Below are 26,604 nucleotides of genomic sequence, written 5' to 3' on the forward strand. Positions count from 1 at the left end.
GGTGCCTCACTTCCGCCAAGAGTGCTTCGAATCCGAAGCACTTGCCCACACGGTAGCAGTGCTTCGAATCTGAAGCAAGTGCTTTGAAATTGAAGCAGATGGTAGGGTTTCGGCATGTCTGAGACACCGCCGTCCCTGGACGCCGTCCAGCTGGGTGCGTACTTCGCCCTCATGGAGGTGGCGGGCCTGCTCCGGCACGCGGTCGAGCAGCAGCTGCGGGAGGCCGGCGACCTCAGCTACGTGCAGTTCCAGCTCCTGGCGCGCCTCGGGCTCGACTCGCCGAGCGGCAGTGAGCGCATGACCGACCTGGCCGACGGCGTCGTCTACAGCCGCAGCGGACTGACCTATCAGGCCGGCCTGCTCGAGAAGGCGGGGCTGGTCAGGCGCACGCGCTCCGCGGACGACGACCGGGGCGTCACGGTCACGATCACCGACGCGGGGCGGGAGCTGCTCGCCAAGGTGCTCCCCGGCCACGTCGAGGTCCTGAGCCGGCAGCTCTTCCAGCCGCTGTCGCGCGAGGACGCCCAGGCTCTGGCCGACCTGCTGTCGCCGGTGCGCGACCACATGCGCGCCGCGCCGCCCCGTTCGGCGGCGCCCCGCCGCCGGCGGTAGCACGCCGGCGGCCGAGCGGATCAGTTCTCGATCACCTGGGGCGTTCTCGGCAGGCCCGTCACCGAGGTCACCACCGAGTACAGGCCGGTCGTCGCGGTGATGAACAGGCGGTTGTTCTTGGGGCCGCCGAAAGTGATGTTGGAGACGGGCTCGGGGACGCGGATGCGCCCGATGAGCGTGGCGTCCGGTGCGTAACAGTGCACGCCGTCCTCCAGGGCCGCCGCCCACAGCCGCCCGTCCCGGTCGAAACGGATGTTGTCGAACCTGGCGGCGCCGTCGCGGGCCTCGGCGAAGACATCGCCATCCGAGAGCGTGCCGTCGTCGCGGACGTCGAAGACGCGGATGTGCGCGGCCCGGGTGTCGGACACGAAAAGGCGGCGCTCGTCCAGGGAGAACACAAGGCCGTTCGGCCCGCCGAAGCCGTCGGCGACCAGGCGGACCTCGCCGGTCGCCGGATCGGCCCGGTAGACGTTGCAGGCCCCGATCTCGCTCTCGGCGCGGTGCCCCTCGTAGTCGCTGGCGATGCCGAAGTCGGGGTCGGAGAACCAGACCGACCCGTCGGAGCGCACGACCGCGTCGTTCGGGCTGTTGAGGCGCCTGCCCTCGTAGCGGTCGGCGATGACGGTGACGGCGCCGTCCGGCTCGGTCCTGGTGACCCTGCGCCCGCCCTGCTCGCAGGTGATCAACCGGCCCTGCCCGTCGAGGGTGTTGCCGTTGCTGTGGCCGGCCGGCGCGCGGAACGTCGAGACCGCGCCGGTGGCCTCGTCCCAGCGGAGCATGCGGTCGTTGGGGATGTCGCTCCAGATGAGCTGCCGCCACGCGGGCAGGTAGAGGGGGCCCTCCGCCCAGCGGCCGTCGGAGTGCAGGCGTTCGAGGTGCTGGTCGCCGTGGCAGCAACGTCCGGTGCGGAAGCGCTCGTCCAGAATCTCATATACCCCGTCGGCCGCTTCCCTGGGCATGGTTTCCCCTCATAGTGTTCTGACTGAATATCGTTCAGAGCAACTTCGGGATGATCGTACGCGATACAGTCATCCTGTGAGGAACGTGGATGACATCGATCGTCAGCTGCTGGAACTCCTCCAGCAGGACGCCACCCGGTCCTACACGGCGCTCGGCACGGCGGTCGGCCTGTCGGCCGGGGCCGTCCACGAGCGGGTCCGGAAGATGCGCGAGCGGGGCGTCATCCGGCGGACCAGCGTGGACGTGGAGCCGGCCGCGCTCGGGCAGGGCGTGCTGGCCTTCGCCCTGATCGACTCCTCGGTCTGGATGGGCGACCGCGCCGCCGAGTTCGCCGCCATCCCGGAGGTGCAGGAGGCCCACGTCGTCGCGGGCAGCGCGTCCGTGCTCGTCAAGGTGCGGACGTCGACGACCGCGCGGCTCCAGGACGTCCTGCGGCGGCTGTACGACATCCAGGGCGTCAGCGGGACGAAGGCGACGGTCGTCCTGGAGACGTTCTTCGAACGCCCGATCTCCCCGATGGGCCAGTGACCCCGCCCCGCCGGGGGCAAGGCCCGGAACCGTCGTGATCGTCTTTTCGTCCGAACCGGCATGACCGAAATCGAACCGTCGGCCGTTCCGGATTCGCCCGACGCCTGGCGTGCCCTCGCCACCGACTGGGCCGAGACCTCAGGCGTCCGCACGCGGCGGTACACGGACCTCATGCAAGGAGCGGCGGCTCATGTGGGTGCCGCCCCTCAGGGGCCGCACACCCTGGCGTGGACGCTGGGCGTCCTCACGCTGGCCGCCCGCCTGGATGGAATGGCTCTGCTCGATGCGTCGCCGGTCGTGGCCGCCATGACCACGGCGGCCGAACGGCTGGACGGCGCGCCCTGCGACCACGCCGACCACCCGTATCTGACGGACTTCGACGCCGAGAATCTCACCTGGAGGTTCCGGCCGGAGGAGACGGCGCTGCGGGTGGTGGGCGCCGGACCGCCCCTGGACGACCCCGGCCGGTGGAACTGCCCGCGCAATGTCGCCGGGTTCGCGCGGGCTGCGGCCGAGGCCGTCTTCCCCGGAGCATTCGACGACGTCCCCGTCCAGGCACCCGCGAGTGTCGGGCGGGGGCTGGAGTACCTCTCCGACGTGATCTATGACCACCCCTACGGCGACCCCTACGAGACTCTCGTCGACGAGGCCCGCGCCCTGCTGGAGGCCGCGCGCGAGGACACGCCCGAACTGCCTGGCCTGGTGGTCGCCAACTGCGCGCTGCTTCCCTACGCCGTCTCCGAGCGGGTCGAGTCCGTCGAGGTCCTGGACGAGATCATCACCGCCCTCGAAGCGGCGGCGCGACGCTGCGACGACGCCCCGGCGTGCGACCACGCCGCCCATCCGGACCTCGACGACTTCGAGGACTACCGCAGAGACGCCGAACTGATGCTCACCCCCGGAGGCCGGCGCGCCTACCGATGGCGGCAGCGATCGCTGGGCGGTCTCCCGCTGGAGGCCTGGACCTGCCGCCACCACTTCGGGATCGAGGCCGAGGTCGCGCTGGACGAGTTGCGCGAAGCCCGTGCGGAGGCGGCCGCCGAAGCCGGGCAGGCCGACGAAGAGGCTGAGGAGCCTCGGCCGTAGCGAGGCGACTGCGGCCTAGAAGCACCGAAGGGCGGCACCTGTAGGTGCCGCCCTTCGTCATGTTCTGCCGCTAAGCGAGCGGAGGATACGAGATTCGAACTCGTGAGGGCGTGAACCCAACACGCTTTCCAAGCGTGCGCCCTAGGCCACTAGGCGAATCCTCCACGCGGAAGCCTACCGGTTCTCGGGCAGTGACCTGACATCAATAACGGCGTCGACCGGGATCGGTCCGTAGACGTGGGGGAACAGCTCGTCCCCGGCGGGCTCGTGGCGGACGGGCGCGTCGAGGCGGGAGACGTCGATGACCAGCAGAACCAGGGCGTCGCGAGGGACGTCGCCGTAGAAGCGGCCCAGCACGCCGTCCACCTGGGCGAGGTCGGACGAGCAGTGGATGAAGCCCTCCTCGTCCAGGGTCCGGCCCAGGGTGGACATGGTGTACGCCACGCCGGTGCTCCGGGCGGATTCCCAGTGGGTTCGTTCGGCGATGTGCAGGAGCGTGTCCTGGGAAGAGGCGGGCATGGGCGGAGACTACGCTGGAATGCGTGGCCATCCGGGGCCGGGGATGCCATAGACTTTGGGCAGACCCCTCGCACGGCGTCACCCTGTGAACCTCCCCAGGGCCGGAAGGCAGCAAGGATAAGCAGGCTCTGGCGGGTGTGCGGGGGGTCCCTTGGTTTGACGGCGACCGGCCCGCGACGGCCGGTCCACGGCGACACGGCGCTTCTGACGCTCTGCTTCTCGAGGGAGGGCGGACCCCCGATGAGTCTGGCTCTGTACCGCAAGTACCGGCCAGCGACGTTCGCCGAGCTGAAGGGGCAGGAACACGTCGCGGATCCCCTCCAGCAGGCGCTGCGCAACGGCCGGATCAACCACGCGTACCTGTTCAGCGGTCCGCGCGGCTGCGGCAAGACGTCCAGCGCCCGGATCCTCGCCCGCTCGCTGAACTGCGAGGAGGGGCCGACCCCCGACCCGTGCGGCAAGTGCGACTCGTGCGTCGCGCTCGGACCGTCCGGGACCGGGCACATCGACGTGATCGAGATCGACGCCGCCTCCCACGGCGGAGTCGACGATGCCCGCGACCTGCGGGAACGGGCCTTCTTCGCCCCGGTCGCGGCGCGCTTCAAGGTGTACATCATCGACGAGGCGCACATGGTCACCCGCGAGGGCTTCAACGCGCTGCTGAAGCTCGTCGAGGAGCCGCCGCCGCACCTGAAGTTCGTGTTCGCGACGACCGAGCCGGAGAAGGTCATCGGGACGATCCGGTCCCGGACCCACCACTACCCGTTCCGGCTGATCCCGCCGGGCGTCCTCCAGGACCTCGTCGAGGAGATCCTCAAGAGCGAGGACGTCCCGTACGAGGCGTCCGCGCTGCCGCTGGCCGTCCGGGCCGGCGCCGGCTCCGCGCGCGACACGCTGTCGATCCTCGACCAGCTCCTCGCCGGATCGGACGAGAAGGGCATCACGTACGCGCGGGCCGTGTCGCTGCTCGGCTACACCGACTCCGCGCTGCTGGACGAGGTCGTCGCGGCCTTCGCCTCCCGGGACGGCGCCGCCGTGTTCGCCGCGATCGACCGCGTGATCGAGAGCGGCCAGGACCCGCGCCGCTTCACCGCCGACCTGCTGGAGCGCCTCCGCGACCTGGTGATCCTGTCGAACGTCCCGGAGGCCGCGGGCTCCGGGCTGCTGAACTTCCCGCCGGACGAGCTGGAGCGCATGCGGCGCCAGGCGTCCTCGATGGGGCCCGGGGAGCTGACGCGTGCCGCCGATCTGCTGCACACCGGGCTCACGGAGATGCGGGGCGCCACGTCCCCGCGGCTGCTGCTGGAACTGATCTGCGCCCGGATCCTGCTGCCGGCCGCGTACGAGGACGAGGCGTCCATGTTCGCGCGCCTCGACCGTCTGGAACGCCAGGCCGGCCAGGGCGGCTTCGGCGGTGGCCAGGGCGGCTTCGGCGGTGGCCAGGGCGGCTTCGGCGGCGGGCAGGGCGGTGACCCTCTGGCGCAGGCCTTCGCGTCCGCGGCGCCGTCGGCGGCCCCCGCCCCGGGCGGCGCGGGGCAGGGTGGTGCCGCGCAGGGTGGTCCCGCGCAGGGTGGTCCCGCGCAGGGTGGTCCCGCGCAGGGTGGTCCCGCGCAGGGTGGTTCCGCGCAGGAAACGCCGGGCCAGCCAGGTCAGTCAGGTCAGTCTGGGCCGCAAGGACACTCGGGGCCGCAAGGACAGCAAGGACAGCCGGGGGGGACGTCTTCTCGCGACGGGGGTTCTCAAACTCCCGGAACCCAGTCCCCTCCCTCCCGGGGGGCCGACCCCACTTCCAGTGTCAACCCCGCCCCCGGTACGGCACACGCAGAATCCGGTTCTGTGGATAACCGTGGAGCCGTCCCGGCCACGACCGCTCCGAACACAGCCGCTCCAGCCACGGCAGCCGCAGCCACCCCGGTCCCAGGCACCCCGCCCGCGGCCGCCTCGGCTACGACTAGCCCGGCTGCGGCGGCTCAGTCCTCGGCCGCGCCGACCGCCGCGCGGCCCGCGTCCAGCGCACCGCCCGCACCCTGCAGCGCACCACCGGCGCCCGCCGCGTCGAGCGCAGGTGGCGGAGGGGCGGACTTCTCCACCATCCAGCGGCTCTGGCCGGACGTCGTCGAGGCCGTCAAGCAGAAGAGCCGCGCCACCTGGATGGTCATCATGTCCGGGGTGCAGCCGATCTCGCTCGAGGGCAGGATCCTCACCCTCGGCTTCGACGCGGAGGGACGCCGCCTCGGCTTCGTCAACGGCGGCCGCGACGCCGTCCTGCGCGAGGTCTTCAAGGAGCGGATGGGCGTCGACTGGCGGATCGAGACGGTCGTGGGCGGATCGCCCGGCGGCGGGTCCCCACCGGGGGGAAGGCCGGGCCCTAGCTCGGGGTTCGGTGGGGCGGCCACACCGAACCCGGCACCGCAGCCGCGGCCGCCCGCCCAGCCGTCCGCGCGCCCGTCCGCGCCGAGCGCCGACCGGCGCCCGGAGCCGCCGCCTCCGCCGCCGGACAAGCCCCCGCCGCCGCCCGAACCCTCTCCCGTGGACGAGAGCGACGAGGTCGACCCGGAGGGCGACGCCGACGCCGACGGCACCGAGGCGGAGATGAGCGGGATGGCCCTCATCCAGCGCGAACTCGGCGGCCAGATCATCCGCGAGATCGACAACTCGGCTTCCTGAGCCCAGCGTGCCGAGCCCGGCGGCAGGGCCGGGAGGCGGCCGAATCCCGGATCTGCTTCCGAAATGGCGCGCTGGGGTCCTCGCGTACCGAAACGGCCTGGGAACCCGTAGTCTCGTGGGACGGACGTCCGGTGGCTGGCGGAGCGCCAGAGAGAAGGCCCTCGGGGGCCGGAAGAGGGAGTGCACCGTGGAACCCGGTGGTCAGCTGAACATGCAGGAACTCCTGCAGCAGGCGCAGGCCATGCAGGAGCAGCTCTTCAACGCCCAGCGCGAACTCGCGGAGACCGAGGTGACGGGGACCGCCGGCGGCGGGCTCGTGACCGCGACGGTCAACGGGCAGGGCGAGGTCACGGGCCTGGCGATCGACCCGAAGGCGATCGACGTCGACGACCCGGCCGACACGGCGGAGACGGTCGCCGACCTGGTGCTGGCCGCGATCCGCGACGCCGCCCGCGAGGCGCAGGAGCTCCAGCAGGAGAAGATGGGCCCGCTCGCCCAGGGGCTCGGCGGCGGCGGGGGCATCCCCGGCGGCTTCCCCGGCCTCGGCGGCGCCTGAACCGGGGCGCGGGCAGAAGACGACCAGTAAAGGAGGGGTCCGTTGTACGAAGGGGTGGTCCAGAACCTCATCGACGAGCTGGGCAGGCTGCCCGGCGTCGGCCCCAAGAGCGCGCAGCGGATCGCCTTCCACCTCCTCGCAGCCGATCCGGCCGACGTCGAGCGCCTCGGCAAGGCGCTCAAGGAGGTCAAGGACAAGGTCCGCTTCTGTAAAACCTGTGGGAACGTCGCGGAGGAAGAGGAATGCCGGATCTGCCGTGACGCGCGCCGCGACCCCCACGTCATCTGCGTGGTGGAGGAGTCCAAGGACGTCGTCGCGATCGAGAAGACCCGCGAGTTCCGGGGCCGCTACCACGTGCTCGGCGGCGCGATCAGCCCGATCGAGGGGGTCGGGCCGGACGACCTGCGCATCCGCGAGCTGATGCAGCGGCTCGCGGACGGGACGGTGACCGAGCTGATCCTCGCGACCGACCCCAACCTGGAGGGCGAGGCGACCGCGACCTACCTCGCCCGGCTGGTCAAGCCCATGGACATCACCGTCACCCGACTGGCCAGCGGCCTTCCGGTGGGTGGCGACCTCGAGTACGCCGACGAGGTCACGCTGGGCCGCGCATTCGAAGGACGGAGGCTGCTCGATGTCTGACACCAACAGCCCGCAGGACTGGAACGCCCTCGCCGAACGCGTCGCGTGCCACGTCGACAACTACCTGGACGGCCTGGAGGCGGTGGCCCGCGGCGACGGCGGGACGCACACCATCCCGCTGCTCCTGCTGGAGGTGTCGCAGGTCATCCTGGCGGGCGCGCAGCTCGGTGCCAGCGCCGACGTGATCCTCCCGGACAACTGGGAGCCCGAGGTGGGCGACGACCCCGACCTCGACTCGATCCGGCAGGGCCTGGCCGAGCGCCTCCAGGCGATGGACGAGTACGTCGAGGTCTTCGACCCCTACAAGGACACCGAGCCGACCTCCTACCGGCTGTCGGACGACCTTGTGGACGTCGCCAGCGACCTCGTCCACGGGCTCCGCCACTACAACCAGGACCGTCCCCTGGAGGCCCTCTGGTGGTGGCAGTACTCGTACTTCAACCACTGGGGCAACCACGCCGGCGCCGCCCTGCGAGCCCTGCACGCCTTCGTCGCCAACGCCCGCCTGAGCGTCGCCACGGAAGCGGCCACGGAAGCCGCCCCCGCCTGATCTGACCGGGTCCCGCCCGACCCGACCGGCTCGCCTAGCCGGACGCGGCGGGGCCGGTTCGCGCGCCGAGCGCCCACGCGATCAGCTCGGCCGCCTTCTCGACGTCCGAGCCGATCTGGCCGCTGCCTCCGGACCGCCAGGCGAACTGTTCGAGGTCGTCGTCCCAGGCGACCCGGGCCTCCTGCCCCCGGTAGGAGACGTGCAGCAGTCCGCCGCCGCCGTCCGGCCGCGCCGCCGCCACCTGCGGGGCCTTCCGGCGCAGCGCGGCGTAGAGGGACGGCAGGGGTCCCCGGCGAACCTTCGGCAACTCGTCCAATCCGCCCATCAGCTCTCCCATCGACTCCTTCACCGCCGCCCCGCACAGCACCGCCCCGAGCCGCTGTACGAGCACGACGGCTCCCTGGTGGACGAGATGGCCCCGGCACCCCGCCAACGTCTGCCTTTACATAGACGCTTGACCCCACGTCCGGGTGGTCCTCAGAAATGATCTGGACGGGGCCGAGGAGGCCTCATAGCGCTTACGGCACGGCAACCCTCGTGTCACCAGCGCCCCAGGAACCCCATCGACCCAGCACTTGGCCCCTTAACGCCCCAGCCCCCAGCCCCAGCCCCAGTCCGCCGGCCTCGGCCGGGTCGACCGGTCAACCCTTCTTGAGAGAGCCGGCGGGAGCAGGCGACGTCGCGGGCAGGCTCGCCGGCTCGGCAAGCGAGACCTCGACGGCCTTGCGCGTCCCCCAGTCGCCGACCCGGCGGCACGTGCACATCGCGTACAGGTAGAGCGGGCGCAGCACCAGCAGCCGCCACAGCGCGATCAACGGCGTGCATGCGAACAGCGCCGCGCGCGACCACGGCGATTCGTCGCTGCGCCGCACCGTGAAGATGCGCAGGCCCGACAGGTAGCACAGGACGATCCCCACCTGCGTCCCGGAAGCCGCGACCGCGCCGAGGTTCGCCCGTGAGGAGGGGTCGAGCAGCAGTACCGACGGCAGCAGCACTGCGAGCACCAGGTGCAGGTACTCGCTCACCGTCATCCAGAACACGGCACCGGTCACCGGCATGTACCGCAGCCACCACAGGTGCCGCACGGTCGTCCCGCGCATCCAGCGCAGCTGCTGCTTCAGGTAGTGGTCCAGCCGTTCTGGAACCAGCGTGAACGCGATCGCGCTCGGCTGATGGACGGTGTCACCCTGGAGCAGCGCGTAGAACGTGAGCATCGAGTCGTCGTTCATCTGCATCGGCCGGCCGGCGAACCGCTCGTGCTCGTACACGCCCGCGGAGCGGCGGACGACGTCGCCGCGGTAGAACGCCAGCGTCCCCGAGTTGATCGTCACCCGCCGCAGCACCGACTGGGCGCTGCGCACGCCGCGCGTGAACGGCAGGTACAGGACGCACGTCATCCGGGTGAGCAGGCTCGCCGTCCGGTTGAGGACCAGGACGTGCCCGGCCACCGACTGCACGCGCGGGTCCGCGAACGGCAGCAGCCCCTCCCGGACGGCGTGCCGGTCGAGGACGGAGTCGCTGTCGAGCGTGACGAAGACGTCGGCGTCGTCGGTGGCGAGGACGTGCATCTGCGCGAACCGCTTGCCCCGGTTCGGGGTGCGCTCCCAGGCGGTCTCGACGCCGAGCGCCGACGCGGCCTCCTCGAACTCGCGGCGCACGTCGTCGAGGGTGGCGGGCCTGCCGCGGGCGTCCACGGATCCGTCGTCGACGACGAGGACGCGGTCGACCCGGCGGCTCTGGGCCAGCACGGAGCGCAGGCATGCCCGCAGCGCCGCCGGATCCTCGTTGTAGACGGGCACCTGGACGGCCACGGTCAAAGCGTCGAGGGCCGCGCGCTGCTCGCCGGACGCCCGGAACGGCCGCTCCATCCAGGACACCGGAACCCACCACAACGTCAGGAACGAGGCCGTCCAGGCGACGCACATCGCCCCGAACGAGGTCGTGAACGTGGTGACGGTCGCGACGAGATGGGTCATGGCCCAGACTGCGAACCCGGCCAGCGGCAGCGCCGCCAGCATGATCCGGGTCCGCGGCGGGACGTAACGGGCGGTCGGTGCCTGGAACTCAGTGCTCAAGCGGCCCGCGCCCGCGCCGGAACCCGAATCTCACGAGCACCGAGCCGAGCAGCACCAGGCCGAGGGCGGCGGCGGCCAACCAGGTGTGGCCCATCGCGAGTCCCGTGTAGGCGAGCGTTCCGCCGGTGGCCGCCGACCCGTAGGACATGGTGAGACCCTTCGCCACAGTTTGATCATCATCCTCGCCGTACCCCGCGGCCCCTCAAGTGATCACCGGCCCGGCGCAAAGGGTCTCCCTCCGGCCGCCGCGGGTTCAGGGCGTGCGCGGGGCGTGGAGGGGGACCCGGTCGTCGCGCCGCTCCCCGGCGGGCGGCACCGCATCGTCGCGACCGTCGACGAGGCGCCCAAGGAGCCGACCGCCGCCGACGTCCAGGCGCTCCTGGACGCGCGCGGCCCCAGGCGCCGTCCCGCGCTGGTCGAGGACGTCGTGTGGAGTTCGCGCTTCCGCGTCCACCACAGGCTGGCGGCGCGCTACCGCGCGGGCCGCGTCTTCCTGGCCGGCGACTCCGCCCACGTCCACAGCCCGGCGGGCGGGCAGGGGATGAACACCGGCATCCAGGACGCCCTCAACCTCGCCGGCAAGCTCGCCGCCGTGCTGGGCGACGGCGCCCCCGACTCCGTACTGGACGAGTACGAGACCGAGCGCCGTCCCGTAGCCGAGCAGGTCGTCGCGTTCACCGACAGGATGACCCACGTCGCGACCGTGGGCAGCCCCGTGCTGCGCGGCGCGCGCAACACCCTGCTGCGCACTCTCGACTGGATCCCCGCCGTCCACCGCACGATGGCGATGAACCTCTCCGAGCTGTCCACCGATCCCGCTCGCCGCTGAGCCTGTTGCCGCGGCCGCGGGGGAGGGCGCAGCATGCGGGGGTGCGATATTCGATCAACATTCCGAACTTCGGGGACTTCGCCGACCCCAGGACCGTCGCGCGCGTCGCCGCGGCGGCGGAGCAGGCCGGGTGGGACGGGTTGTTCGTGTGGGACCACGTCGTCCATGTGAGGAGCGACCGCAAGTCCTTCGGCGATCCGTGGATGCTGCTGACGGCGGCGGCGCTGGCGACCGAGCGGATCAGGCTCGGGACGCTGGTCACGCCGGTCCCGCGGCGGCGTCCGCAGCAGCTGGCCCGCCAGGTCGCCACGCTGGACGTCCTGAGCGGCGGCCGGGTCGTCTTCGGGGCGGGCCTCGGCGGTCCGGTCGCCGACGAGTACGGGGCGTTCGGCGAGCCCACCGACCCCGCTCTTCTGGCCGAGCGCCTGGACGAGGGGCTCGGCCTGCTCGAACGCTACTGGTCCGGCGAACCGGTCACGCATCACGGGCGGCACTACCGGGCCGACGACGTGGCGCTGCTGCCCGCGACGGCGCAGCGGCCGCGGCCGCCGGTGTGGATCGCCGGGCTCTGGCCCAACCGGCGGCCGATGCGGCGGGCCGCCCGCTGGGACGGCGCCGTCCCGCTGTTCGGCCCCGGCTCCCACGGCCGCGCGCCCGCCGTGGAGGACGTCCGCGACCTGGCCGCCTACGTCCGGCGGCACCGGGAGGGCGACGGGCCCTTCGAGATCGTCGTCGGCGGCGCCAGCCCCGCCGACGCCCGCGACCTGGTCGGCCCGCTGGCCGACGCGGGCGCCACCTGGTGGGACGAGCGCCGGATCATCGGCACCGAGGAGAACGAGCGCCTCGAACCCGTCCTGCGCCGCATCGAGCAGGGTCCGCCCGCGCTCTAGCCCCGCGGCACGGCCGAGCGGGGCCTGTCGCGGGACGGGCTGTGATCCTCGCGCGCCGCGGGGCTCAGCGGCGGTAGGCGAGGACGTCGCGCGCCACGGCGTCGCGTTCGGCGGCCTCCCGCTCGGCCTCCCGCCGTTCGGCTTCGACGCGGGCGTCGTAGGCGGTCCGGGCGGCGGCGATCGCGCTCTGGTGCTCCTCCGTCCACACGACGAGCGACCGGATCGTCGCGTGCAGCGTCGCGCCCATCGGCGTGAGCGCGTAGTCGACCCGCGGCGGGACGGTCGGGTGCACGGTGCGGCTGACGAGCCCGTCCCGTTCGAGGTGCCGGAGCGTCCGCGCGAGCATCCGCTGGCTGATGCCGTCGATCCGGCGGCGGAGCTCGGTGAAGCGCAGGGAGCGCTGGTCGAGCAGCGCGATGACGAGCAGCGACCACTTGTCCGCGATGCGGTCGAGGATCTGCCGGACCTCGCAGTCGTTGCGGGTGTCCCACTGCAGAACGGCCTCGTCCGCATCGGTAACCCCGCAGTAACCGGGGGACGCGAATGTTCCGTCTTCCATGCCTCCCGATGGTGTCGGACGATGCTGCCGGTAACAAGAGGGAACCGGCGTCCATCAGGGGAACCGGTGCCTCGACGGAGAGGAGCCGGGTCATGTCCACATCCGCGTCCCGCATGGACCGCCGCGCCTGGGCGTCGCTGCTGGTCCTGTGCGGTGCGGTCTTCCTGGAGGGGATCGACGTGGCGATGCTCAACGTCGCGCTGCCGTCGATCCGGGCGGACCTGGGGTTGTCGACCGGGATGCTGAGCGGCGTCATCAGCGCCTACGTGCTCGGCTACGGCGGGTTCATGCTGCTCGGCGGGCGCACCGCCGACCTGCTGGGCCGGCGCCGGGTCTTCCTGTTCTGGCTGACGGTCTTCCTGGTGTTCTCGGGACTCGGCGGCCTCGCCACCGAGGGCTGGATGCTGCTGGTCGCGCGGTTCGTCACCGGCGTCGCGTCGGCGTTCATGGCCCCGGCGGGGCTCGCGCTGGTGACCGCCGCGTTCCCGGCCGGGCCGGCGCGCACCCGGGCGCTCGGCGTCTACGCCGGGACGGCCGCGGGCGGCTTCTCGCTCGGCCTCGTCGCCGGCGGCCTGCTGACGTCGCTCGGCTGGCGCTGGGTGTTCTTCGCGCCGGTGATCCTGTCGGCGCTGCTGCTGGCGGCGGCCGTCCCGCTGGTCGCCGACCCGGACGCCGCCGGGCCGCGGAGGGGGCTCCGCGACTTCGACCTGCCGGGCGCGTTCGCCGTCACGGGCGCCATGCTCCTCCTCGTCTACGGGGTCGTCCGGCTGGAGCACCCCGGCGAGGGCGCCGCGCTGACCGCCGTCGTCCTCGCCGCGGGCCTGCTCCTCCTCGCCGCCTTCACCGTGATCGAGCGCCGGTCGCCCAGCCCGCTCGTCCGGCTCGGCGTCCTGCGGTCGGCCGCCCTCGTCCGGACGGACGCGAGCGCGCTGCTGTTCATCGGCGCCTTCGCCGGATTCCAGTTCCTGATGACCTTGTACCTGCAGGAACTGCGGGGATGGACGACCTGGCAGACCGGGCTGGCGATGCTCGTCATCGGCGTCGACACCGTGCTCGCGCCGACGCTGACCCCGCGCCTGGTGAACCGCTTCGGCAACCCGCGGGTCCTGCTGGGCGGCCTCGTCCTCGCGGCCGTCTCCTACGGGCTCTTCCTGCCGGTCGGGCTCGACTGGGCCTACGCCGTCATGTTCCCGATCATGGCGCTGCTCGGCCTGGCGTTCTCCCTGGCCTACGGCCCGCTGACGATGGCGGCCACGGACGGCGTCGACGAGAGCGAGCACGGCCTGGCGGGCGGCCTGCTCTACACGGCGATCCAGTTCGGCACGGCCCTCGGCCTTTCCGCCGTGACGGCCGTCCAGGTCGCGGCGCTCGGCGGGGGCGGCTCCCCCGAAGCCCGCCTCGACGCACTGCGAACGGCCCTGGCCGTCCCCTTCGCCGCGGCCGTCGCCGCCGCGCTGATCACGGCGTTCGGCCTCCGAACCCGTCCCGCGAGGGCGACCGAACCGGCACAGGCCCCCATCAAGACCGCCGCCTAGGCCCGAACGAGAGGAATCGACGGGCGGGCGTGCCGTGACCGGCACGCCCGCCCGATGGCGGCGCGGAGCGCTACGTGATCGGCGCCTTCCAGGTCGCCTCCCAGGTCTGCGGCCCGACGATGCCGTCGACGTTCAGCCCCTTCTCCTTCTGGAAGGCCGCGCAGACCTCCTCCGAGTGGGTGCCGTAGATCCCGTCGACCACGAGGCTCGTCCAGCCGCGCTTGAACATCTTGTCCTGCCAGGTGCGGACGTCGTCGCCCTGCATCAGGGCGAGGAACCGGCCCGGCCAGGGCGGAGCCTGCACCGCTTCCTGAACGCTCTGCTGGGTCATGCTGATCGCCTCCTCACGGATTGGCGGGTTGATTCACTTGTTCGCGCTCGCGGGCCGCCGATCGCCGTCGCCGCTCGGCACCGGCACCGCCGTCGGCACGGACGTCGTCGCCGTCGCCTGCGGAACCGTCTCCCGCGGCGTCTTCGGATCGGCGGTCCCGTGAACGCCTTCCAGCACTTCGCGGCCCTGCTTGTCCACGAAGTTGGTGAACAGCTCCTGCGAGTAGCCGAGCAGGACCGCCCAGGCGATGATCTGGCCCGACGAGTCGAGGGCGCTGAGCCCCGGGACGAACTCGCCGCGCAGGAGCAGGAGCCCGAGCACGGCCACGAGCGCCCCGGTGGGAAGTTTCAGGAGTGCCAGGGCCACGGGGATGCCGAAGGAGGTCGTGGATCCCTTGACCTTCCGCAGAGCGGAGGCGGCCGCGATACAGGCCGCCGTGACCCCGGCGATCTCGACGATGGCGTAGTCCCCAGGCGACGCGACCGAGCCTGGGGAAGGCAGGGGCGACGCGCTGGAGGTCCTGCTGGGACAGGCGACCTGGTTCCCCGGCGTGAAGCACAGCGGCACGGCCGACTTCCAGATGGCCCCGGCCACGGCGATGCCGCACGCGAGGCAGAACAGGCCGAGCGCGGTGAGCCAGACGAGGCGCGCGAAGTTCGCCGCGCGCAGCCTCTCCTTGAGAGAGGCCTCCCGCGCGGCGTCGACCGCGTCCAGCACGGCCGACAGCGCCGGGGCCGACGGCGTGGAATCGTCGGTGCCGCGCGTCGCCGTCCACCAGTGTTGCCGGCCTCCCGTGTCCTGGGCGGCGTGGTTCGCCGACCCCGCCTGCTGCAGTTCCCACGCGGCCTTCTCGGCGGCGATGCGGCGGGTGTCGTCCGGGGGGAGATGCTGCTTGATGATGGCGAACAGGTCCGGCAGGTGAGGTGCGAGTTCCTCGGGGGGAAGCGTCCGCAACCACATGGTGCGTGCGGAGTTGACGTACATCTGCGCCGCTGCCACATGCGACGCGCTCCGGCCCCGAGGGTGCTCGTCGATGTCGAGGACCCGGCGGGCATCGTCCAGGGCCAGGAAGGCGTTCGAGACGAGTTGCGCCTGCTCGGTGGAGCGGGGGCGCGCGCTCTTCGAGTTCAGTTGCGCGTCCAGTTCCCGGACGTTCGCGTGCACTCCCTCGCAGAGGACCCAGGACGTCCGCTCACGGTTCCACTCGTGTATCCGCGACGCGATCGGCATCCGCGCCAGCCAACGCCACATCGGCACCCCTCGGTACGGCACTCGCCCGTGCACCGCCCTCGATCCCCACGCTATTCGGGCGTCTCGGCCGCCGGGATCCATGGCGCGTACATTCTGCGCCACGGTCGTCCCTACCGCCCGGCCCGCTGCGCAAGGCCGCGCCACCCGGGGTGACGCCCCGCGAAAGCCACCGAACACCGCCGGCGCCATCCGGTGGATGGGCACCGGCGATCGGCGGTGACGCGTCGGCGGGCCGGACCCGGGCGGTCAGTCCTGGATGGTGATCTCGGTGGTCACCGGGGACGGGCCGAGCACCCAGGTGGCGGTGATCTTCACCTTCGTCCCGATCGGGACGGACCGGTCCACCCCGACGGGGAAGCTTCGCCCGACGTCGGAGGACGACAGCTGCAGCTCGGGCGGCACGGTGACGCCCGGGGTGTCGCTCGTCAGCTTGATCACCGCGCCGAACGGGTGCCAGACGTCGCCGAGTCCCACCACGCCGTAGTTCGGCCAGTAGCCGGGGGTGTTCCGGATCTCCCTGACCTGGCCGACGGAGAACTGCTTGGGCACCCCGATCAGGCTGGAGGTCATCACGTTGTTGCCGAGGTCCGCCGTCATCCCCACGTGGCGCGGGCTCCTGTCGGCGGAGACGCTGATCGGGAACGTGGCGCTGGTGGCGCCCGCGGGCACGACGACGTAGGGCGCGGAGTAGGCAGTCCCGTTCCAGGTCGGGTCGTTGCGGATGTCGACGGCGAGCCCGCCGACGGGCGCCGGTGACTGGATGCGCACGGTGCCGGTGACCGTCGTGCCGGTCACCGCGATCGCCTCCCCGTACTGCTGCTTGACCCAGAAGTTCGTCACCCCTTGCTCGCGCCAGTCCGGCGGCACCACAGTGATGGCCGTTTCCGCCGCGGTGCCGTTGGCGGACGCCTGCAGCCGCGTCGCGGTCGTCTCGCTTCCCGACTCCACCCGGATCGGGAAGGTGACGGTCTGCTTACCCTCCGGCACGGTGACCTTGCGCCCGGTCGACCTGGCGTAGTTCGGATCCCCGAACTCGGTCAGGTCGCGCAGCTCGACGACGGTCCCGCCGGCGGGCGCGGGCTCGGTCAGGGTGACCTTCTGGAGCGCCTCCTGCCCGGCGCTGATGGTGGACGGTGTGACGCTCGTCGACTCGACGGCGACGGCCGCCGCCCGCGCGGTGAGGGGGGTCGCCAGGCCGAGCAGCAGCGGCGCGGCGGCCAGCACGGCGGCGCGGCGGCCCACGGCCGCCTTGGAGAGGTTTGCCATGATCGCTATCCAAAGATCAACGAGGGTCGTTCCGCCAGGCTGGGACGTCGCACGTCAGACACTCGTAATAACCGGTAGGCGATCTGCCCGAGGAGACCCGTGCGTTCGAACGCCCGGTCCGGGCCCCGATCTCCCGGCCTGACGAGCCCCGCTCGCCGGGCCGGGAGGGTGGGCCGAGGAAGGCGACGACGTCCGGGGGCTGCCGGGGACGGGGAGAGTTACCTGGTCGTGATCCATGGGTTCCGCCTCTGTAGACTCGATGACCAGAAACGCCCGACCCCGATCCGAGGAGCGCCCACTCGTGGCTCTTGTCGTGCAGAAGTACGGTGGCTCCTCCGTCGCCGACGCCGAAGGCGTCAAGCGGGTCGCCCAGCGCATCGTCGCAACGAAGAAGGCGGGCAACGACGTGGTCGTCGTGGTCTCCGCCATGGGCGACACGACGGATGACCTCATCGACATGGCCAAGCAGGTCAGCCCCCTGCCGCCCGGCCGTGAGCTGGACATGCTGCTCACCGCCGGCGAGCGGATCTCGATGGCGCTGCTGGCCATGGCCATCGCGAACCTGGGCCACGAGGCCCGCTCGTTCACCGGCTCCCAGGCCGGTGTGATCACCGACGGCTCGCACGGCAAAGCCAAGATCATCGATGTGACGCCGGGACGGATCCGGACCGCGCTGGACGGCGGCTCGATCTGCATCGTGGCCGGATTCCAGGGCGTCTCGCAGGGGACCAAGGACATCACGACGCTCGGCCGCGGCGGGTCCGACACCACGGCCGTCGCGCTCGCGGCGGCGCTCGACGCCGACGTCTGCGAGATCTACTCCGACGTCGACGGCGTCTTCACCGCCGACCCGCGCATCGTGACCGCCGCGCGCAAGATCCCGAAGATCTCCTACGAGGAGATGCTGGAGATGGCGGCCAGCGGGGCGAAGATCCTGCATCTGCGCTGCGTGGAGTACGCGCGCCGCTACAACATCCCGATCCACGTGCGGTCCTCGTTCAGCCAGAAGGTGGGGACGTGGGTCGTCGACAGCAGCGAGATCGAAGGACAGGACATGGAGCAGGCGATCATCTCCGGCGTCGCGCACGACCGGAGCGAGGCCAAGATCACCGTGGTCGGGGTGCCCGACAAGGTCGGTGAGGCCGCCACGATCTTCACGGTGCTGTCCGAGGCCGAGATCAACATCGACATGATCGTGCAGAACGTGTCGGCGGCGTCGACCGGGCGCACCGACATCTCGTTCACGCTGCCGTCCACCGACGGGCAGAGCGCCCTCACCGCGCTGAACAAGCTCAAGGAGAAGATCGGCTTCGAGTCGCTGCGCTACGACGACCGCATCGGCAAGGTGTCGCTGATCGGCGCCGGGATGCGCTCGCACCCGGGCGTCACCGCGTCGCTGTTCGGCGCGATCGCCGAGGCCGGCGTGAACATCGAGATGATCTCCACCTCGGAGATCCGGATCTCGGTCGTCGTCGCCCAGGACGACATCGACACCGCCGTCGCCGCCGCGCACCGCGCCTTCGACCTGGACGCCGAGCAGGTCGAGGCCGTCGTCTACGGGGGCACCGGCCGCTGACCGCACGCCGAAGCGGGCCGCACGGGTCGTCGTGCGGCCCGCTTCGGCATGCCCGGCCTGTGGCGCATGACGCTGATGCCGACCGCCCCCGGTGGCAGGGTCGTATAGGGAACCGCCCGGACGCGGCGGGAGTTGGACGTGCGGACACGACTCGACGGCGAGAGGGTGACGCGACCATGGCCCCGAATGCCCGGACGGCCGGCGCGAGGACCAGCGGGACGGACGGGCCGACGCTCGCCGTCGTCGGAGCCACGGGGGCCGTCGGGGCCGTGATGATCGACCTGCTGACCACCCGCCGCGACGTGTACGGGGAGATCCGGCTGGTCGCCTCGCCCCGGTCGGCGGGACGGGCGCTGCCGCTGCGGGGCGCCCAGGCCCCGGTGGCGGCGCTGGCGCCCGAGGTGTTCGACGGCGTCGACATCGCGGTGTTCGCGGTGCCCGACGCGGTGGCCGCGCGGTGGGCGCCCGTCGCGACGGACCGCGGCGCCGTGGCGGTCGACCACTCTGGGGCGTTCCGGATGGCGCCGGACGTGCCGCTCGTCGTCCCGGAGGTGAACCCGGAGCGGGTGCGCCGGCGTCCCCGCGGGATCGTCGCGAGCCCCGGCTGCACCACGCTCTCGATGATCACGGTGGTCGGCGCGCTGCACCAGCGGTACGGGCTGCGGGAGCTCGTCGTGTCGTCCTACCAGGCCGCGTCGGGGGCGGGGGTGGAGGGCGTCGACACGCTGTACGAGCAGATGGAGAAGGTCGGCGGCGACCGCGCGCTCGGCACCCGCGCGGGCGACCTGCGCCGCGCGGTGGGCGAGCTCGGGCCGTTCCCGGCGCCGCTCGCGATGAACGTCGTGCCGTGGGCGGGCGAGGTGCGCGACGGCGGCTGGAGCTCGGAGGAGCTCGGGATCCGGGAGGAGGCGAGGAAGGTGCTCGGCCTGCGCGACCTGCGGGTGACGGCGACCTGCGTCCGCGTCCCGGTGGTGACGGCGCACTCGCTGTCGGTCCACGCGGTGTTCGAGAACCGGGTTGACCAGCGGGAGGCGCAGGCCGTCCTCGCCGGGTCGCCCGGCGTCGTCCTGTGCGACAACCCGGAGACGCAGGAGTTCCCGACGCCCGCGGACGTCGTCGGCACCGACCCCGCCTGGGTGGGGCGGGTGCGGCGCTCGCTGGACGATCCGAAGGCGCTCGACCTCTTCCTCTGCGGCGACAACCTCCGCAACGGCGCCGCGCTCAACACCGCCCAGATCGCCGAGCTGGTCGCCGCCGAGCTCACCCCCTGAGGGCCGCGAGGACGGCGGCGGTGTCCAGGTAGAAGGGGCGGAACTCGCTGACCAGGCCGTCCCGCACCGTGATCCACTGCAGGACGGACGTGTCGACCTCCCGCCCGGTCGCGCGGGCCCGGAAGACGCAGTCGTTGCGGACCGTCACCGTCTCGCCGTCCACGGCGTAGTGCTGCTCGCGGAACGTCAGCTCCGACCACAGCTCGCTCATCACGGCCATGAACCGCTCCATGCCGTCGTGGCCGCGCCACGTCCCGCCGTAGGGGAGGCTGGGCGCCTGGTGCATGACGACGTCCGGGGTGAGATGGGCGGCCATCACGGAGAAGTCCCCCTTGCCGGGGCCGCCGGCGGCCAGGTAGTCCGCCTCGGCGGCGTAGAAGCGTTCGAGTGCTTTCAGGGCATCGGCCATGCTCGGTGAAACACCGGGCCCGGGCGCCGGGTTGCGCCGCGCGGCGGGCGGCGCCATGAGCGGGAGGCCGTACTCGGGCTTAGGGTGGCATGCGTGACCGAGACGAAGGCCGTGAAGTCCGAGCAGACGCGCGCCCTGATCGTCGAAACGGCGCTGCGCCTGTTCCGGGAGCGGGGATACGAGCAGACGACCATGCGGGCGATCGCCAAGGAGGCGGGTGTCTCGGTCGGCAACGCCTACTACTACTTCGGGTCCAAGGAAGAGCTGATCCAGGCGTACTACGACGAGCTGCAGGACGAGCACGTCGCCGCCTGCAGGGCCGTCCTCGACACCGAGCGCGAGTTCGCGCCCCGGCTGCTGGGCGTCCTCAGGGCCCGGGTCGACACGATGGTCCCGTACCACGAGTTCGCCGGGAAGTTCTTCAAGTTCGCCGCCGAGCCGACCAGCCCGCTCAACCCGTTCAGCGCCGAGTCCGGGCCCGCCCGCGACTCGGCGGTGGCGATCTACCGCGAGGTCGTCGAGGGCTCCGACCTGAAGATCGACAAAGAGTTCCGGGCGGAGCTGCCCGAGCTGCTGTGGATCTACTCGATGGGCATCGTGCTGTACTGGGTGCACGACAGCTCGCCCGGCTGCCGCAAGACCTACCTCCTCGTCGAGCGGACGGTCCCGCTGGTCAACCGCATGGTCGCGATGTCGCGCATCCCCGGCTTCAAGTCGGTGACCCGCGAGCTGGTGGGCATCATCCGCGAGGTCCGCGCCTGATCGTGATGTCCCAGTGGTCCTTCTCGCGGGCGAAGACGACGCCCTCGGGGGACCGGTGGAGCCGCGCGCCGTCCCCGCGCACGCCGGTGAACGGGTAGCGCCGCACCGCCTCGTCGACGCAGGCTCCGGTCGCGATGTCGATCTTGTAGCCGTTGGCGTGGCTGTAGGCGCCGCCCGCGTGCCCGTGCTCGGTGCCGCCGGTGACGACGATCTCGCAGCCGCTCGACTCCGCGAACTCGATCAGGCTCCTGATCGTCCCCCACCGGATGCCCTCGAAGGAGGTGCAGGTCCGCACCGTCCGGTCGGAGCAGCCGCCGGTGGAGCGCCAGCCGATGCCGCTCGCCCGCAGCGCGTACTCGGCGAACTGCTGGTCCAGGCGCTGCGAGCTCGGCAGGTCCGGCGGATCGTCGCGCGGCGGGACGGTCCGTCTCCGCGCGGCCGGCGACCCGGCTCCGGGACGGGGCGCGGGCACCGTGGCGAGCAGGCGCCCGGCCGGGATCGGCGGCCCGGCGTCGGACGCGGGCGGCGGACCCGGTGGAGGGCGGGTCGCGGCGGACGCGCGGGGAGGGGCGAGCGCGAGCATCGTGGCGGCGATGGCGAGCGCGGTCGCGGCGGCCGCCCGGCGGAAGGCCGGATGACCGGCGACGCCGGGCGCGCGGCCGCACCTCGACGGCATGGCGCAGTGGACGCTGCACGGCCGTGGCATGGGCGATCCCCCCGATCGGTGACGTCCGGGGGGCGAGAGCCGGTCCTCGCTGGACCGGTGGTGCGGTCGGCCGATCGGAGGGATGCCCGAAGGGTCGATCTTGTAAACCCGGGCCGGGCGGGGCGGCCCGCCCGGCCCGGGGAAAGATCACGACATGCCGAGATGTTTCCGGGCGAAGTCGATCTCGGCGGCCATCTGGGTGATGCGCTCCTCGACGACGAGGGAGCCGTGGCCCGCGTCGTACCGGTACACCTCGTGCGGGCGCCCCAGCTCCGTGAGCCGCGCCAGGTAGTTGTCGATCTGCCGGATGGGGCAGCGCGGGTCGTTCTCCCCCGCCAGGACCAGCACCGGCGCCTTGACCCGCTCGACGTAGGTGATGGGGGACGACTCGCGGTACCGCTCCGGCACCTCCTCCGGCGAACCGCCGAACAGGGACCGGTCGAACGCCTGCAGGCCCTCCATCTCGTCCTCGTACGCGGCGACGTAGTCGGCCACCGGAACGGCCGCGACCGCGACGCTCCAGTCGTCCGGCTGCGTGCCGATCCCGAGCAGGGTGAGGAACCCTCCCCACGACCCGCCGGTCAGCACCAGCCGCGCCGGGTCGGCGAGGCCCGACTCCACCGCCCAGTCGCGGACGGCCTTGATGTCCTCCAGCTCGGTGATGCCGACGCGCCCCTCGATGGCGTCGCGCCATTCGGAGCCGTAGCCGGTCGAGCCCCGGTAGTTGACGCGGACGACCGCGAAACCGTGGTCGACCCATGCGGCGACGGCGGGGGCGAAGGAGTCGTCGTCCTGCGCGGTCGGCCCGCCGTGGACGTCGAAGACGGTCGGGTGGGGGCGGTCGCCCTCCGGCTTGCTGACCAGCGCGTGGATGCGGCCGCCTGGGCCGTCCACCCACACGTCCTCGACCGGGACGGACGGCGGCGCCGCGGGCCCGGGCGGGGCGAGCACGACCGCGCCGGACGTCGAGCGGATCACCGGCGGCTCGGCGGCCGACGACCAGAAGAACTCGACCGTCCCGTCCGGCCGGACGTCGGCCCCGCCGAGCACCCCGCGCGGCGTGTCGATCCTGGTCAGGTCCCCGCCGGTCAGGTCGTAGCGGTACAGCTCGTCGCGCGCCTCGTGCGAGTGGGAGACCAGCAGCGCGGCCCCGTCGGGGTACCAGGTCGCGCCGATCTCGCCGGGCAGGTCGAGGACGATCTCCTGCTCGGTGCCCGCGACCGGGTCCCAGATGAGCATCTCCTCCCGCCCGCGCCGCTCGTGGTGGACCAGGAGCCGCGGGTCGCCGTCGACCGGGGCGAACCCGGCGCCGTAGACCCCCTTGCCCGGCCCGTCCCACAGGTCGGCGACCGGGGAGCCGTCCTGCCGCACGACCCGCAGCGCCATGTGGCGGCTGTCGCCGTGCTCGCTGTGCCCGATCGCGATCAGGGACTCGTCCCGCGAGACGTCGGCGACGTGGGCGTCCTCCGCGTGGTGGTAGATCACCTCCGGCGCGGCGCCCGCCCGGCACAGGTGGACGCTGTTGCCCTCTCCCGTCGTCCGCCCGATCACGGCGAGGCCGCTGCGGCCCAGCGCCAGCCCCGACGGGTACGACGGCTCCAGCTCGGGAACGGCCGGAACGCTCTCGGTCTCCCCGAACGGGACGCGCTTCCACACGCCGAACTCGTCGCCGTCCGTGTCGGCGAACCACCACACCCACTCGCCGGACGGGTCGACGGTCCCGGCCCAGGTCCCGTTGGGGCGGTCGGTCACCTGGCGCTGCTCGCCCGTCTCGCGGTCCCAGGTGTAGATCTCCCAAGTCCCGCTCACGTTGGAGCGGAAGATGCTGCGGCTCGGGGCGTCTCGCGCCCATCGGGGCAGGCTGATCCGCGCGGCCCGGAAACGCGCCTTCCAGCGCTCGTCGTCGACCATCCCCCCAGTATCGCCGACCCTTCCGCGCTGTCCTTCGTGCCGGGTCAGGGGGCGCCGGCGACGAAGGTGAGTTCCTGGGGGGAGGGCACCAGTTCCACCGTGGTGCCGGGCCGGAGCTCCTCGCCGAGGACGGCGGTGATCGCGTCGGTGAGGGCGGCGGCCAGGTTCGCGCTGATCTCGGCGGCGTCGGGACGGTCGAAGGCGGCGGCGCGCACGCCCATGACCAGCGAGACGTTCGTGTCCACGGCCTTCCCGCCCTGCGCGAAGCGGCCGGCGGGGACGCCGGACAGGCGGATGCCCACCAGCCCGCGGGCCCATTCGCCGTAGACGCCGACGATGGCCTCGGTCAGCGCGGTGACGAGTTCGGATTCGCGGCCCGCCAGCTTGTCCTCTGGCAGGTGGGCGGTCAGGTGCGGCACAGTGGTCCCCGTTCTCTTTGGCTTCAAAGGCTTTGACCTCAAAGATAACTGGGGAGGGTGGCGATGTCCACCGGATCGGGCGGTCCGGCCGTCGACGAGGCCGTCCGCACCCTGCTGCTGCTCATGCCGCGCCTCGTCGGCCGCGCCAAGCGGTTGCCCATTCCACCGGCGCTCCAGGGCCTCGACCTGGCGCCGCGCCATCTCGCGCTGCTGGCCCACCTGGAGTACGACGGCCCGGCCAGCGTCAACGAGCTGGCCGCCCGGCTGGAGGTCGCCCCGACGACCGTCAGCCTCATGGTGAGCGAGCTGTCGCGGCCGGGCGTCCTGGAGCGCACCGCCGACCCCGCCGACCGCCGCCGCCGCATCGTCGCCATCGCCCCCGCCTTCGCCGCGCCGATCGGCGAATGGCTCTCCGGCAGCGCCTCCGCCTGGGAACGCGTCATGCGCGACCTCGCCCCCACCGAGCGCGCCACGGTCATCAGCGCTCTGCGCGCCTATGAGGCCGCCCTGGAACAGGGTCCCGCCGAACGTCAGGACGCCGATCCGGGATAGCGGTCGTCTTCGCCTGGCCCGGCGCTGGTCAGAGGGTTTGCCGCTTACGGCCGAGTGGCGTCAGCTGCTTCGTGCCGGCCAGCGTGCGGTGGACGGTGCGGGCCACCCGTTCGATGGTGGCGATCCCGTAGGCCATGGACGGGGTGTCCTGGGTGAGGACGACGATCATGTAGTCCTCGCCGTGCCCGTCGAAACTCCCGATGCTGTGGACGCGCCAGCGCCGCTCCGGGCGGGGCAGCCAGCCGTTCTTCACATGCCAGGCGACCTCGGGAGGACGCCCCGCGGGGGTCCCCCACCGCTGCGCCGGGACGACCTCGTGCATCAGCCTCAGCGCGTAGGCGCGGGCCCCGGCGGGCAGGAGCGCGTTCGGCGCGGTGAGGCGCCTCAGCAGTTCGATCTCGTCGTGCGCGGTGATCTGGGTGAGTCCCCAGTGGCCGTCCGGCTCCAGTTCGGTCCGCGTCATCCCGGCCCGGTCGATGAAGTCCGCGATGCGGGCACGTCCCAGCGAGCGCCACAGCTCGGACGTCGCGCGGTTGTCCGAGCGGGTGATCATCCTGCGGGCGCGGAGCCTCTCGGCCGCCGTCAGCGGGCGCTCCTCGTCGACGGCCCGGCGCAGCAGCGCGCCCAGGACCGTGACCTTGACGACGCTCGCCGAGTCGTAGCGGCGCCCGGCCGCGACCGCGCAGCGGATGCCGCGCCGGCGGTCGTACACGGCGACGGACTCGGTCCCGGCGCGGCCGCGCAGCGCCTGCCCGATCCGCGCGCCGAGCCGCTCGGCGGCCTTCGGGTGCCGGAGCGACGTGCAGGGGCCGTCCGGGGCCGCGGCCCGGGCGGGCGCGGCGGTCGGCAGCAGCGCGGCCGCGAGCGCGAGCGCGGCGATGGATCGTGCCATCCGGCCACGCTATTGATCATGAAAGCCGGGACGGGGCGTCCGGGGCCCGTGCTTCGGTAAAGGACGGCTCAGGGACTGGCCAGGCGGCCGAGCAGCTCGTCGATCGCGGCGCGGACCTGCCGGTCCATGGCCCGGGCGAAGCCGGCCTCGACCGTGACCTGGGCGCCGGGGCGCAGCCGGGCGATGGTCTCGGTGAGGGCCCCGAGGTGCCGGTCGTCGACGGCCTCGTCCAGCCGCCCGACGACGTGCGTCGTGATCAGCCGGACGAACATCGCGGCGAGGTCGTCCATGCTGCGCTGGAGCTCCTGCCCGGTCGCGAGCACGGCGTCCAGCGGCACCCCCGCCCGCACCAGCGTCACCGTGGCGTCGAGCTGGCGGCGGCTCCAGTGGGTGACGCGGTCGCCGTCCACCTCGATGTGCCCGAGCGCGACGGCCCGCTCGACGGCCTCCGGGCCGACCTCGCCGGGGAACAGCGCGGCCAGCTCGTCCAGCGTCATCGTCACCGGGACCTCGTTCGACCACGGGGTCGTGACCGCCTTCTCGACGCCGAGCACGGTGCCGATGTCGCGGCCCTGCTCCCAGGCGGCCAGCAGCTCGCGGATGCCCTCCAGGGTGTGCCCGCGGTCCAGCAGATTCCCGATCATGCGGAGGCGGGCCAGATGGTCCTCGGAGTACAGGCCGATGCGCCCCTCGCGGCGGGGCGGCGGCAGAAGCTTGCGCTCCTGGTAGTACCGCAGGGTCCGCACCGGGACCCCGGCGGCCGTGGCGAGTTCGCCGATGCGGTACTCGCGGGCCCCGGCGCCGGGACGGCCGCCCTGTTCCTCCGTCGGCTCTTCGCTCACGGCGGCCAGCATAGTTCGCGGCCGGTCCCGGCCACGTCCCGCATCGCGCGGCGACGGAACGCCGGCGGGGTCGCGCACGTCAGATCCCCGTCGTTGCCGACGCCCCCTGCCGGAAAGAAAGGCGAAAGATGCTGAAGACCCGTTCCGCGGCCCTCGCGCTCGTCGGTCTGGTCGCCGCGTTCGGGCTGACCGCCTGCGGTCAGGACCGGTGGTGCGAGCACGATGCGACCGACACGAAGGTGAGCGACCGCTTCTGCAAGAACAACACTCCCGGGTACGAGTGGGAGTCGGACGGCGGAGGCCACAAGAAGAAGTCGTCCAAGCACAAGACGGTCAAGAAGACCAAGTCGCGCCACTGACCTCCCGGGCGGCCCGGAAGCCGGGACGGCCCTGGCCGGACGAACCGAG

The 26,604-nt window shown here is 72.5% G+C and carries 30 protein-coding genes, 1 tRNA gene and 1 other RNA gene; 16 read left to right on the plus strand and 16 right to left on the minus strand.

Going from position 1 to position 26,604, the window contains the following annotated elements; translation table 11 throughout:
* The first annotated feature begins 114 nt into the window (after positions 1-114).
* Positions 115-612 carry a MarR family transcriptional regulator gene (locus AB0C87_RS05710; protein ID WP_353834658.1) on the plus strand — a complete coding sequence of 166 codons (498 nt, stop codon included), beginning with the start codon at positions 115-117 and terminating at the stop codon, positions 610-612.
* Between the two features lie 20 nt (positions 613-632).
* On the opposite strand, the gene AB0C87_RS05715 is transcribed toward AB0C87_RS05710, so the two are convergent.
* A complete protein-coding gene (locus AB0C87_RS05715; RefSeq protein WP_353834659.1) occupies positions 633-1,571 on the minus strand; it encodes an SMP-30/gluconolactonase/LRE family protein in 939 nt (312 codons plus the stop codon).
* A 76-nt stretch (positions 1,572-1,647) separates the two neighbouring features.
* Here AB0C87_RS05715 and AB0C87_RS05720 point away from each other — a divergent pair, with 76 nt between their 5' ends.
* Together AB0C87_RS05720 and AB0C87_RS05725 are read left to right on the plus strand one after the other, a co-directional pair.
* A complete protein-coding gene (locus AB0C87_RS05720; RefSeq protein ID WP_345178822.1) occupies positions 1,648-2,100 on the plus strand; it encodes an Lrp/AsnC family transcriptional regulator in 453 nt (150 codons plus the stop codon).
* A 60-nt stretch (positions 2,101-2,160) separates the two neighbouring features.
* Positions 2,161-3,186: a hypothetical protein gene (locus tag AB0C87_RS05725; protein ID WP_353834660.1), complete on the plus strand. Its 1,026-nt coding sequence runs from the start codon at positions 2,161-2,163 to the stop codon at positions 3,184-3,186.
* Between the two features lie 79 nt (positions 3,187-3,265).
* Here the strand turns inward: AB0C87_RS05725 and AB0C87_RS05730 are convergent.
* Positions 3,266-3,350 (minus strand) — tRNA-Ser (locus AB0C87_RS05730).
* A 10-nt stretch (positions 3,351-3,360) separates the two neighbouring features.
* Positions 3,361-3,705, minus strand: coding sequence for a DUF952 domain-containing protein (locus AB0C87_RS05735; RefSeq protein WP_345178828.1), 345 nt, complete (start codon positions 3,703-3,705; stop codon positions 3,361-3,363).
* Between the two features lie 59 nt (positions 3,706-3,764).
* Here AB0C87_RS05735 and ffs point away from each other — a divergent pair.
* From ffs to AB0C87_RS05760, 5 genes are all read left to right on the plus strand, one after another.
* An RNA gene (gene ffs, locus AB0C87_RS05740) (signal recognition particle sRNA small type) lies at positions 3,765-3,860 on the plus strand.
* 85 nt (positions 3,861-3,945) lie between these two features.
* Positions 3,946-6,372, plus strand: a complete 2,427-nt coding sequence (locus tag AB0C87_RS05745) for a DNA polymerase III subunit gamma and tau (RefSeq protein ID WP_360576651.1) — start codon at positions 3,946-3,948, stop codon at positions 6,370-6,372.
* Positions 6,373-6,559: 187 nt separating this feature from the next.
* On the plus strand, positions 6,560-6,928 hold the full coding sequence (locus tag AB0C87_RS05750) for a YbaB/EbfC family nucleoid-associated protein (RefSeq protein ID WP_345178832.1): 369 nt from the start codon (positions 6,560-6,562) through the stop codon (positions 6,926-6,928).
* 42 nt (positions 6,929-6,970) lie between these two features.
* Positions 6,971-7,570 (plus strand): recombination mediator RecR, encoded by a 600-nt coding sequence (gene recR, locus AB0C87_RS05755; RefSeq protein ID WP_345178833.1) that lies wholly within the window; start codon positions 6,971-6,973, stop codon positions 7,568-7,570.
* Positions 7,563-8,120, plus strand: coding sequence for a DUF5063 domain-containing protein (locus AB0C87_RS05760; protein WP_345178836.1), 558 nt, complete (start codon positions 7,563-7,565; stop codon positions 8,118-8,120). The genes recR and AB0C87_RS05760 overlap by 8 nt, the downstream gene beginning before the upstream one ends.
* A gap of 34 nt (positions 8,121-8,154) precedes the next feature.
* Here the strand turns inward: AB0C87_RS05760 and AB0C87_RS05765 are convergent, their stop codons facing one another.
* The 3 genes from AB0C87_RS05765 to AB0C87_RS05775 all read right to left on the minus strand — a co-directional run bounded on the left by AB0C87_RS05765 (position 8,155) and on the right by AB0C87_RS05775 (position 10,361).
* Entirely contained in the window at positions 8,155-8,511 is a 357-nt protein-coding gene (locus AB0C87_RS05765) for a hypothetical protein (RefSeq protein WP_353833835.1), read from the minus strand.
* A 250-nt stretch (positions 8,512-8,761) separates the two neighbouring features.
* Positions 8,762-10,195: a glycosyltransferase gene (locus AB0C87_RS05770; protein ID WP_353833836.1), complete on the minus strand. Its 1,434-nt coding sequence runs from the start codon at positions 10,193-10,195 to the stop codon at positions 8,762-8,764.
* Positions 10,185-10,361 carry a hypothetical protein gene (locus AB0C87_RS05775; RefSeq protein WP_345178842.1) on the minus strand — a complete coding sequence of 59 codons (177 nt, stop codon included), beginning with the start codon at positions 10,359-10,361 and terminating at the stop codon, positions 10,185-10,187. The genes AB0C87_RS05770 and AB0C87_RS05775 overlap by 11 nt, the downstream gene beginning before the upstream one ends.
* A gap of 105 nt (positions 10,362-10,466) precedes the next feature.
* On the opposite strand from AB0C87_RS05775, the gene AB0C87_RS05780 reads away from it, so the two are divergent.
* The gene (locus AB0C87_RS05780) at positions 10,467-11,024 is read left to right on the plus strand and encodes an FAD-dependent monooxygenase (RefSeq protein ID WP_360576652.1); all 558 of its coding nucleotides are present in this window, start codon (positions 10,467-10,469) and stop codon (positions 11,022-11,024) included.
* Between the two features lie 41 nt (positions 11,025-11,065).
* Complete coding sequence (locus AB0C87_RS05785; RefSeq protein ID WP_360576653.1) at positions 11,066-11,914, plus strand: LLM class flavin-dependent oxidoreductase; 849 nt, start codon at positions 11,066-11,068, stop codon at positions 11,912-11,914.
* A 64-nt stretch (positions 11,915-11,978) separates the two neighbouring features.
* Here AB0C87_RS05785 and AB0C87_RS05790 read toward each other — a convergent pair whose 3' ends face one another.
* The gene (locus AB0C87_RS05790) at positions 11,979-12,473 is read right to left on the minus strand and encodes a helix-turn-helix domain-containing protein (RefSeq protein ID WP_345178851.1); all 495 of its coding nucleotides are present in this window, start codon (positions 12,471-12,473) and stop codon (positions 11,979-11,981) included.
* Positions 12,474-12,565: 92 nt separating this feature from the next.
* On the opposite strand from AB0C87_RS05790, the gene AB0C87_RS05795 reads away from it, so the two are divergent.
* Positions 12,566-14,008: an MFS transporter gene (locus AB0C87_RS05795; protein WP_360576654.1), complete on the plus strand. Its 1,443-nt coding sequence runs from the start codon at positions 12,566-12,568 to the stop codon at positions 14,006-14,008.
* Positions 14,009-14,078: 70 nt separating this feature from the next.
* Here the strand turns inward: AB0C87_RS05795 and AB0C87_RS05800 are convergent, their stop codons facing one another.
* The 3 genes from AB0C87_RS05800 to AB0C87_RS05810 all read right to left on the minus strand — a co-directional run bounded on the left by AB0C87_RS05800 (position 14,079) and on the right by AB0C87_RS05810 (position 16,856).
* Positions 14,079-14,339: a peptidoglycan-binding domain-containing protein gene (locus tag AB0C87_RS05800; protein WP_345178855.1), complete on the minus strand. Its 261-nt coding sequence runs from the start codon at positions 14,337-14,339 to the stop codon at positions 14,079-14,081.
* A gap of 33 nt (positions 14,340-14,372) precedes the next feature.
* The gene (locus AB0C87_RS05805; RefSeq protein WP_345178856.1) at positions 14,373-15,590 is read right to left on the minus strand and encodes a hypothetical protein; all 1,218 of its coding nucleotides are present in this window, start codon (positions 15,588-15,590) and stop codon (positions 14,373-14,375) included.
* A 246-nt stretch (positions 15,591-15,836) separates the two neighbouring features.
* Positions 15,837-16,856: a hypothetical protein gene (locus AB0C87_RS05810; protein ID WP_360576655.1), complete on the minus strand. Its 1,020-nt coding sequence runs from the start codon at positions 16,854-16,856 to the stop codon at positions 15,837-15,839.
* A gap of 301 nt (positions 16,857-17,157) precedes the next feature.
* Between AB0C87_RS05810 and AB0C87_RS05815 the strand changes: the two genes are divergently transcribed.
* Together AB0C87_RS05815 and AB0C87_RS05820 are read left to right on the plus strand one after the other, a co-directional pair.
* Positions 17,158-18,432 carry an aspartate kinase gene (locus AB0C87_RS05815; RefSeq protein WP_345178859.1) on the plus strand — a complete coding sequence of 425 codons (1,275 nt, stop codon included), beginning with the start codon at positions 17,158-17,160 and terminating at the stop codon, positions 18,430-18,432.
* A 176-nt stretch (positions 18,433-18,608) separates the two neighbouring features.
* Positions 18,609-19,703, plus strand: coding sequence for an aspartate-semialdehyde dehydrogenase (locus tag AB0C87_RS05820; protein WP_353833840.1), 1,095 nt, complete (start codon positions 18,609-18,611; stop codon positions 19,701-19,703).
* On the opposite strand, the gene AB0C87_RS05825 is transcribed toward AB0C87_RS05820, so the two are convergent.
* Complete coding sequence (locus tag AB0C87_RS05825) at positions 19,693-20,112, minus strand: nuclear transport factor 2 family protein (RefSeq protein ID WP_345178863.1); 420 nt, start codon at positions 20,110-20,112, stop codon at positions 19,693-19,695. The genes AB0C87_RS05820 and AB0C87_RS05825 overlap by 11 nt on opposite strands.
* 93 nt (positions 20,113-20,205) lie before the next feature.
* On the opposite strand from AB0C87_RS05825, the gene AB0C87_RS05830 reads away from it, so the two are divergent.
* Positions 20,206-20,874, plus strand: coding sequence for a TetR family transcriptional regulator (locus tag AB0C87_RS05830; RefSeq protein ID WP_345178866.1), 669 nt, complete (start codon positions 20,206-20,208; stop codon positions 20,872-20,874).
* Here AB0C87_RS05830 and AB0C87_RS05835 read toward each other — a convergent pair.
* From AB0C87_RS05835 to AB0C87_RS05845, 3 genes are all read right to left on the minus strand, one after another.
* A complete protein-coding gene (locus AB0C87_RS05835) occupies positions 20,852-21,550 on the minus strand; it encodes a hypothetical protein (protein WP_360576656.1) in 699 nt (232 codons plus the stop codon). The genes AB0C87_RS05830 and AB0C87_RS05835 overlap by 23 nt on opposite strands.
* A 177-nt stretch (positions 21,551-21,727) precedes the next feature.
* Entirely contained in the window at positions 21,728-23,491 is a 1,764-nt protein-coding gene (locus AB0C87_RS05840) for a prolyl oligopeptidase family serine peptidase (protein ID WP_360576657.1), read from the minus strand.
* Positions 23,492-23,535: 44 nt separating this feature from the next.
* Positions 23,536-23,910, minus strand: coding sequence for a hypothetical protein (locus AB0C87_RS05845; RefSeq protein ID WP_360576658.1), 375 nt, complete (start codon positions 23,908-23,910; stop codon positions 23,536-23,538).
* 63 nt (positions 23,911-23,973) lie between these two features.
* Between AB0C87_RS05845 and AB0C87_RS05850 the strand changes: the two genes are divergently transcribed.
* Complete coding sequence (locus AB0C87_RS05850; protein WP_345178873.1) at positions 23,974-24,462, plus strand: helix-turn-helix domain-containing protein; 489 nt, start codon at positions 23,974-23,976, stop codon at positions 24,460-24,462.
* 28 nt (positions 24,463-24,490) lie between these two features.
* Here the strand turns inward: AB0C87_RS05850 and AB0C87_RS05855 are convergent, their stop codons facing one another.
* Both AB0C87_RS05855 and AB0C87_RS05860 read right to left on the minus strand, forming a co-directional pair.
* On the minus strand, positions 24,491-25,354 hold the full coding sequence (locus AB0C87_RS05855) for a serine hydrolase (RefSeq protein WP_360576659.1): 864 nt from the start codon (positions 25,352-25,354) through the stop codon (positions 24,491-24,493).
* Positions 25,355-25,422: 68 nt separating this feature from the next.
* The gene (locus tag AB0C87_RS05860; protein ID WP_345178878.1) at positions 25,423-26,196 is read right to left on the minus strand and encodes a MerR family transcriptional regulator; all 774 of its coding nucleotides are present in this window, start codon (positions 26,194-26,196) and stop codon (positions 25,423-25,425) included.
* Between the two features lie 128 nt (positions 26,197-26,324).
* Here AB0C87_RS05860 and AB0C87_RS05865 point away from each other — a divergent pair, with 128 nt between their 5' ends.
* Positions 26,325-26,555, plus strand: a complete 231-nt coding sequence (locus AB0C87_RS05865) for a hypothetical protein (protein WP_089310719.1) — start codon at positions 26,325-26,327, stop codon at positions 26,553-26,555.
* Positions 26,556-26,604: the final 49 nt, after the last annotated feature.

This window comes from Actinomadura sp. NPDC048021 (genome assembly GCF_040653135.1).
Lineage (GTDB): Bacteria > Actinomycetota > Actinomycetes > Streptosporangiales > Streptosporangiaceae > Spirillospora > Spirillospora verrucosospora.

Bases quoted from the DNA above. Each gene is read 5' to 3' on its own strand.
- AB0C87_RS05710 (WP_353834658.1), top strand. From the start codon at position 115: ATGTCTGAGACACCGCCGTCCCTGGACGCCGTCCAGCTGGGTGCGTAC.
- AB0C87_RS05715 (WP_353834659.1), bottom strand. From the start codon at position 1,571: ATGCCCAGGGAAGCGGCCGACGGGGTATATGAGATTCTGGACGAGCGC.
- AB0C87_RS05725 (WP_353834660.1), top strand. From the start codon at position 2,161: ATGACCGAAATCGAACCGTCGGCCGTTCCGGATTCGCCCGACGCCTGG.
- AB0C87_RS05735 (WP_345178828.1), bottom strand. From the start codon at position 3,705: ATGCCCGCCTCTTCCCAGGACACGCTCCTGCACATCGCCGAACGAACC.
- AB0C87_RS05745 (WP_360576651.1), top strand. From the start codon at position 3,946: ATGAGTCTGGCTCTGTACCGCAAGTACCGGCCAGCGACGTTCGCCGAG.
- AB0C87_RS05760 (WP_345178836.1), top strand. From the start codon at position 7,563: ATGTCTGACACCAACAGCCCGCAGGACTGGAACGCCCTCGCCGAACGC.
- AB0C87_RS05790 (WP_345178851.1), bottom strand. From the start codon at position 12,473: ATGGAAGACGGAACATTCGCGTCCCCCGGTTACTGCGGGGTTACCGAT.
- AB0C87_RS05795 (WP_360576654.1), top strand. From the start codon at position 12,566: ATGTCCACATCCGCGTCCCGCATGGACCGCCGCGCCTGGGCGTCGCTG.
- AB0C87_RS05800 (WP_345178855.1), bottom strand. From the start codon at position 14,339: ATGACCCAGCAGAGCGTTCAGGAAGCGGTGCAGGCTCCGCCCTGGCCG.
- AB0C87_RS05805 (WP_345178856.1), bottom strand. From the start codon at position 15,590: ATGTGGCGTTGGCTGGCGCGGATGCCGATCGCGTCGCGGATACACGAG.
- AB0C87_RS05810 (WP_360576655.1), bottom strand. From the start codon at position 16,856: ATGGCAAACCTCTCCAAGGCGGCCGTGGGCCGCCGCGCCGCCGTGCTG.
- AB0C87_RS05820 (WP_353833840.1), top strand. From the start codon at position 18,609: ATGGCCCCGAATGCCCGGACGGCCGGCGCGAGGACCAGCGGGACGGAC.
- AB0C87_RS05825 (WP_345178863.1), bottom strand. From the start codon at position 20,112: ATGGCCGATGCCCTGAAAGCACTCGAACGCTTCTACGCCGCCGAGGCG.
- AB0C87_RS05835 (WP_360576656.1), bottom strand. From the start codon at position 21,550: ATGCCGTCGAGGTGCGGCCGCGCGCCCGGCGTCGCCGGTCATCCGGCC.
- AB0C87_RS05840 (WP_360576657.1), bottom strand. From the start codon at position 23,491: ATGGTCGACGACGAGCGCTGGAAGGCGCGTTTCCGGGCCGCGCGGATC.
- AB0C87_RS05850 (WP_345178873.1), top strand. From the start codon at position 23,974: ATGTCCACCGGATCGGGCGGTCCGGCCGTCGACGAGGCCGTCCGCACC.
- AB0C87_RS05855 (WP_360576659.1), bottom strand. From the start codon at position 25,354: ATGGCACGATCCATCGCCGCGCTCGCGCTCGCGGCCGCGCTGCTGCCG.
- AB0C87_RS05865 (WP_089310719.1), top strand. From the start codon at position 26,325: ATGCTGAAGACCCGTTCCGCGGCCCTCGCGCTCGTCGGTCTGGTCGCC.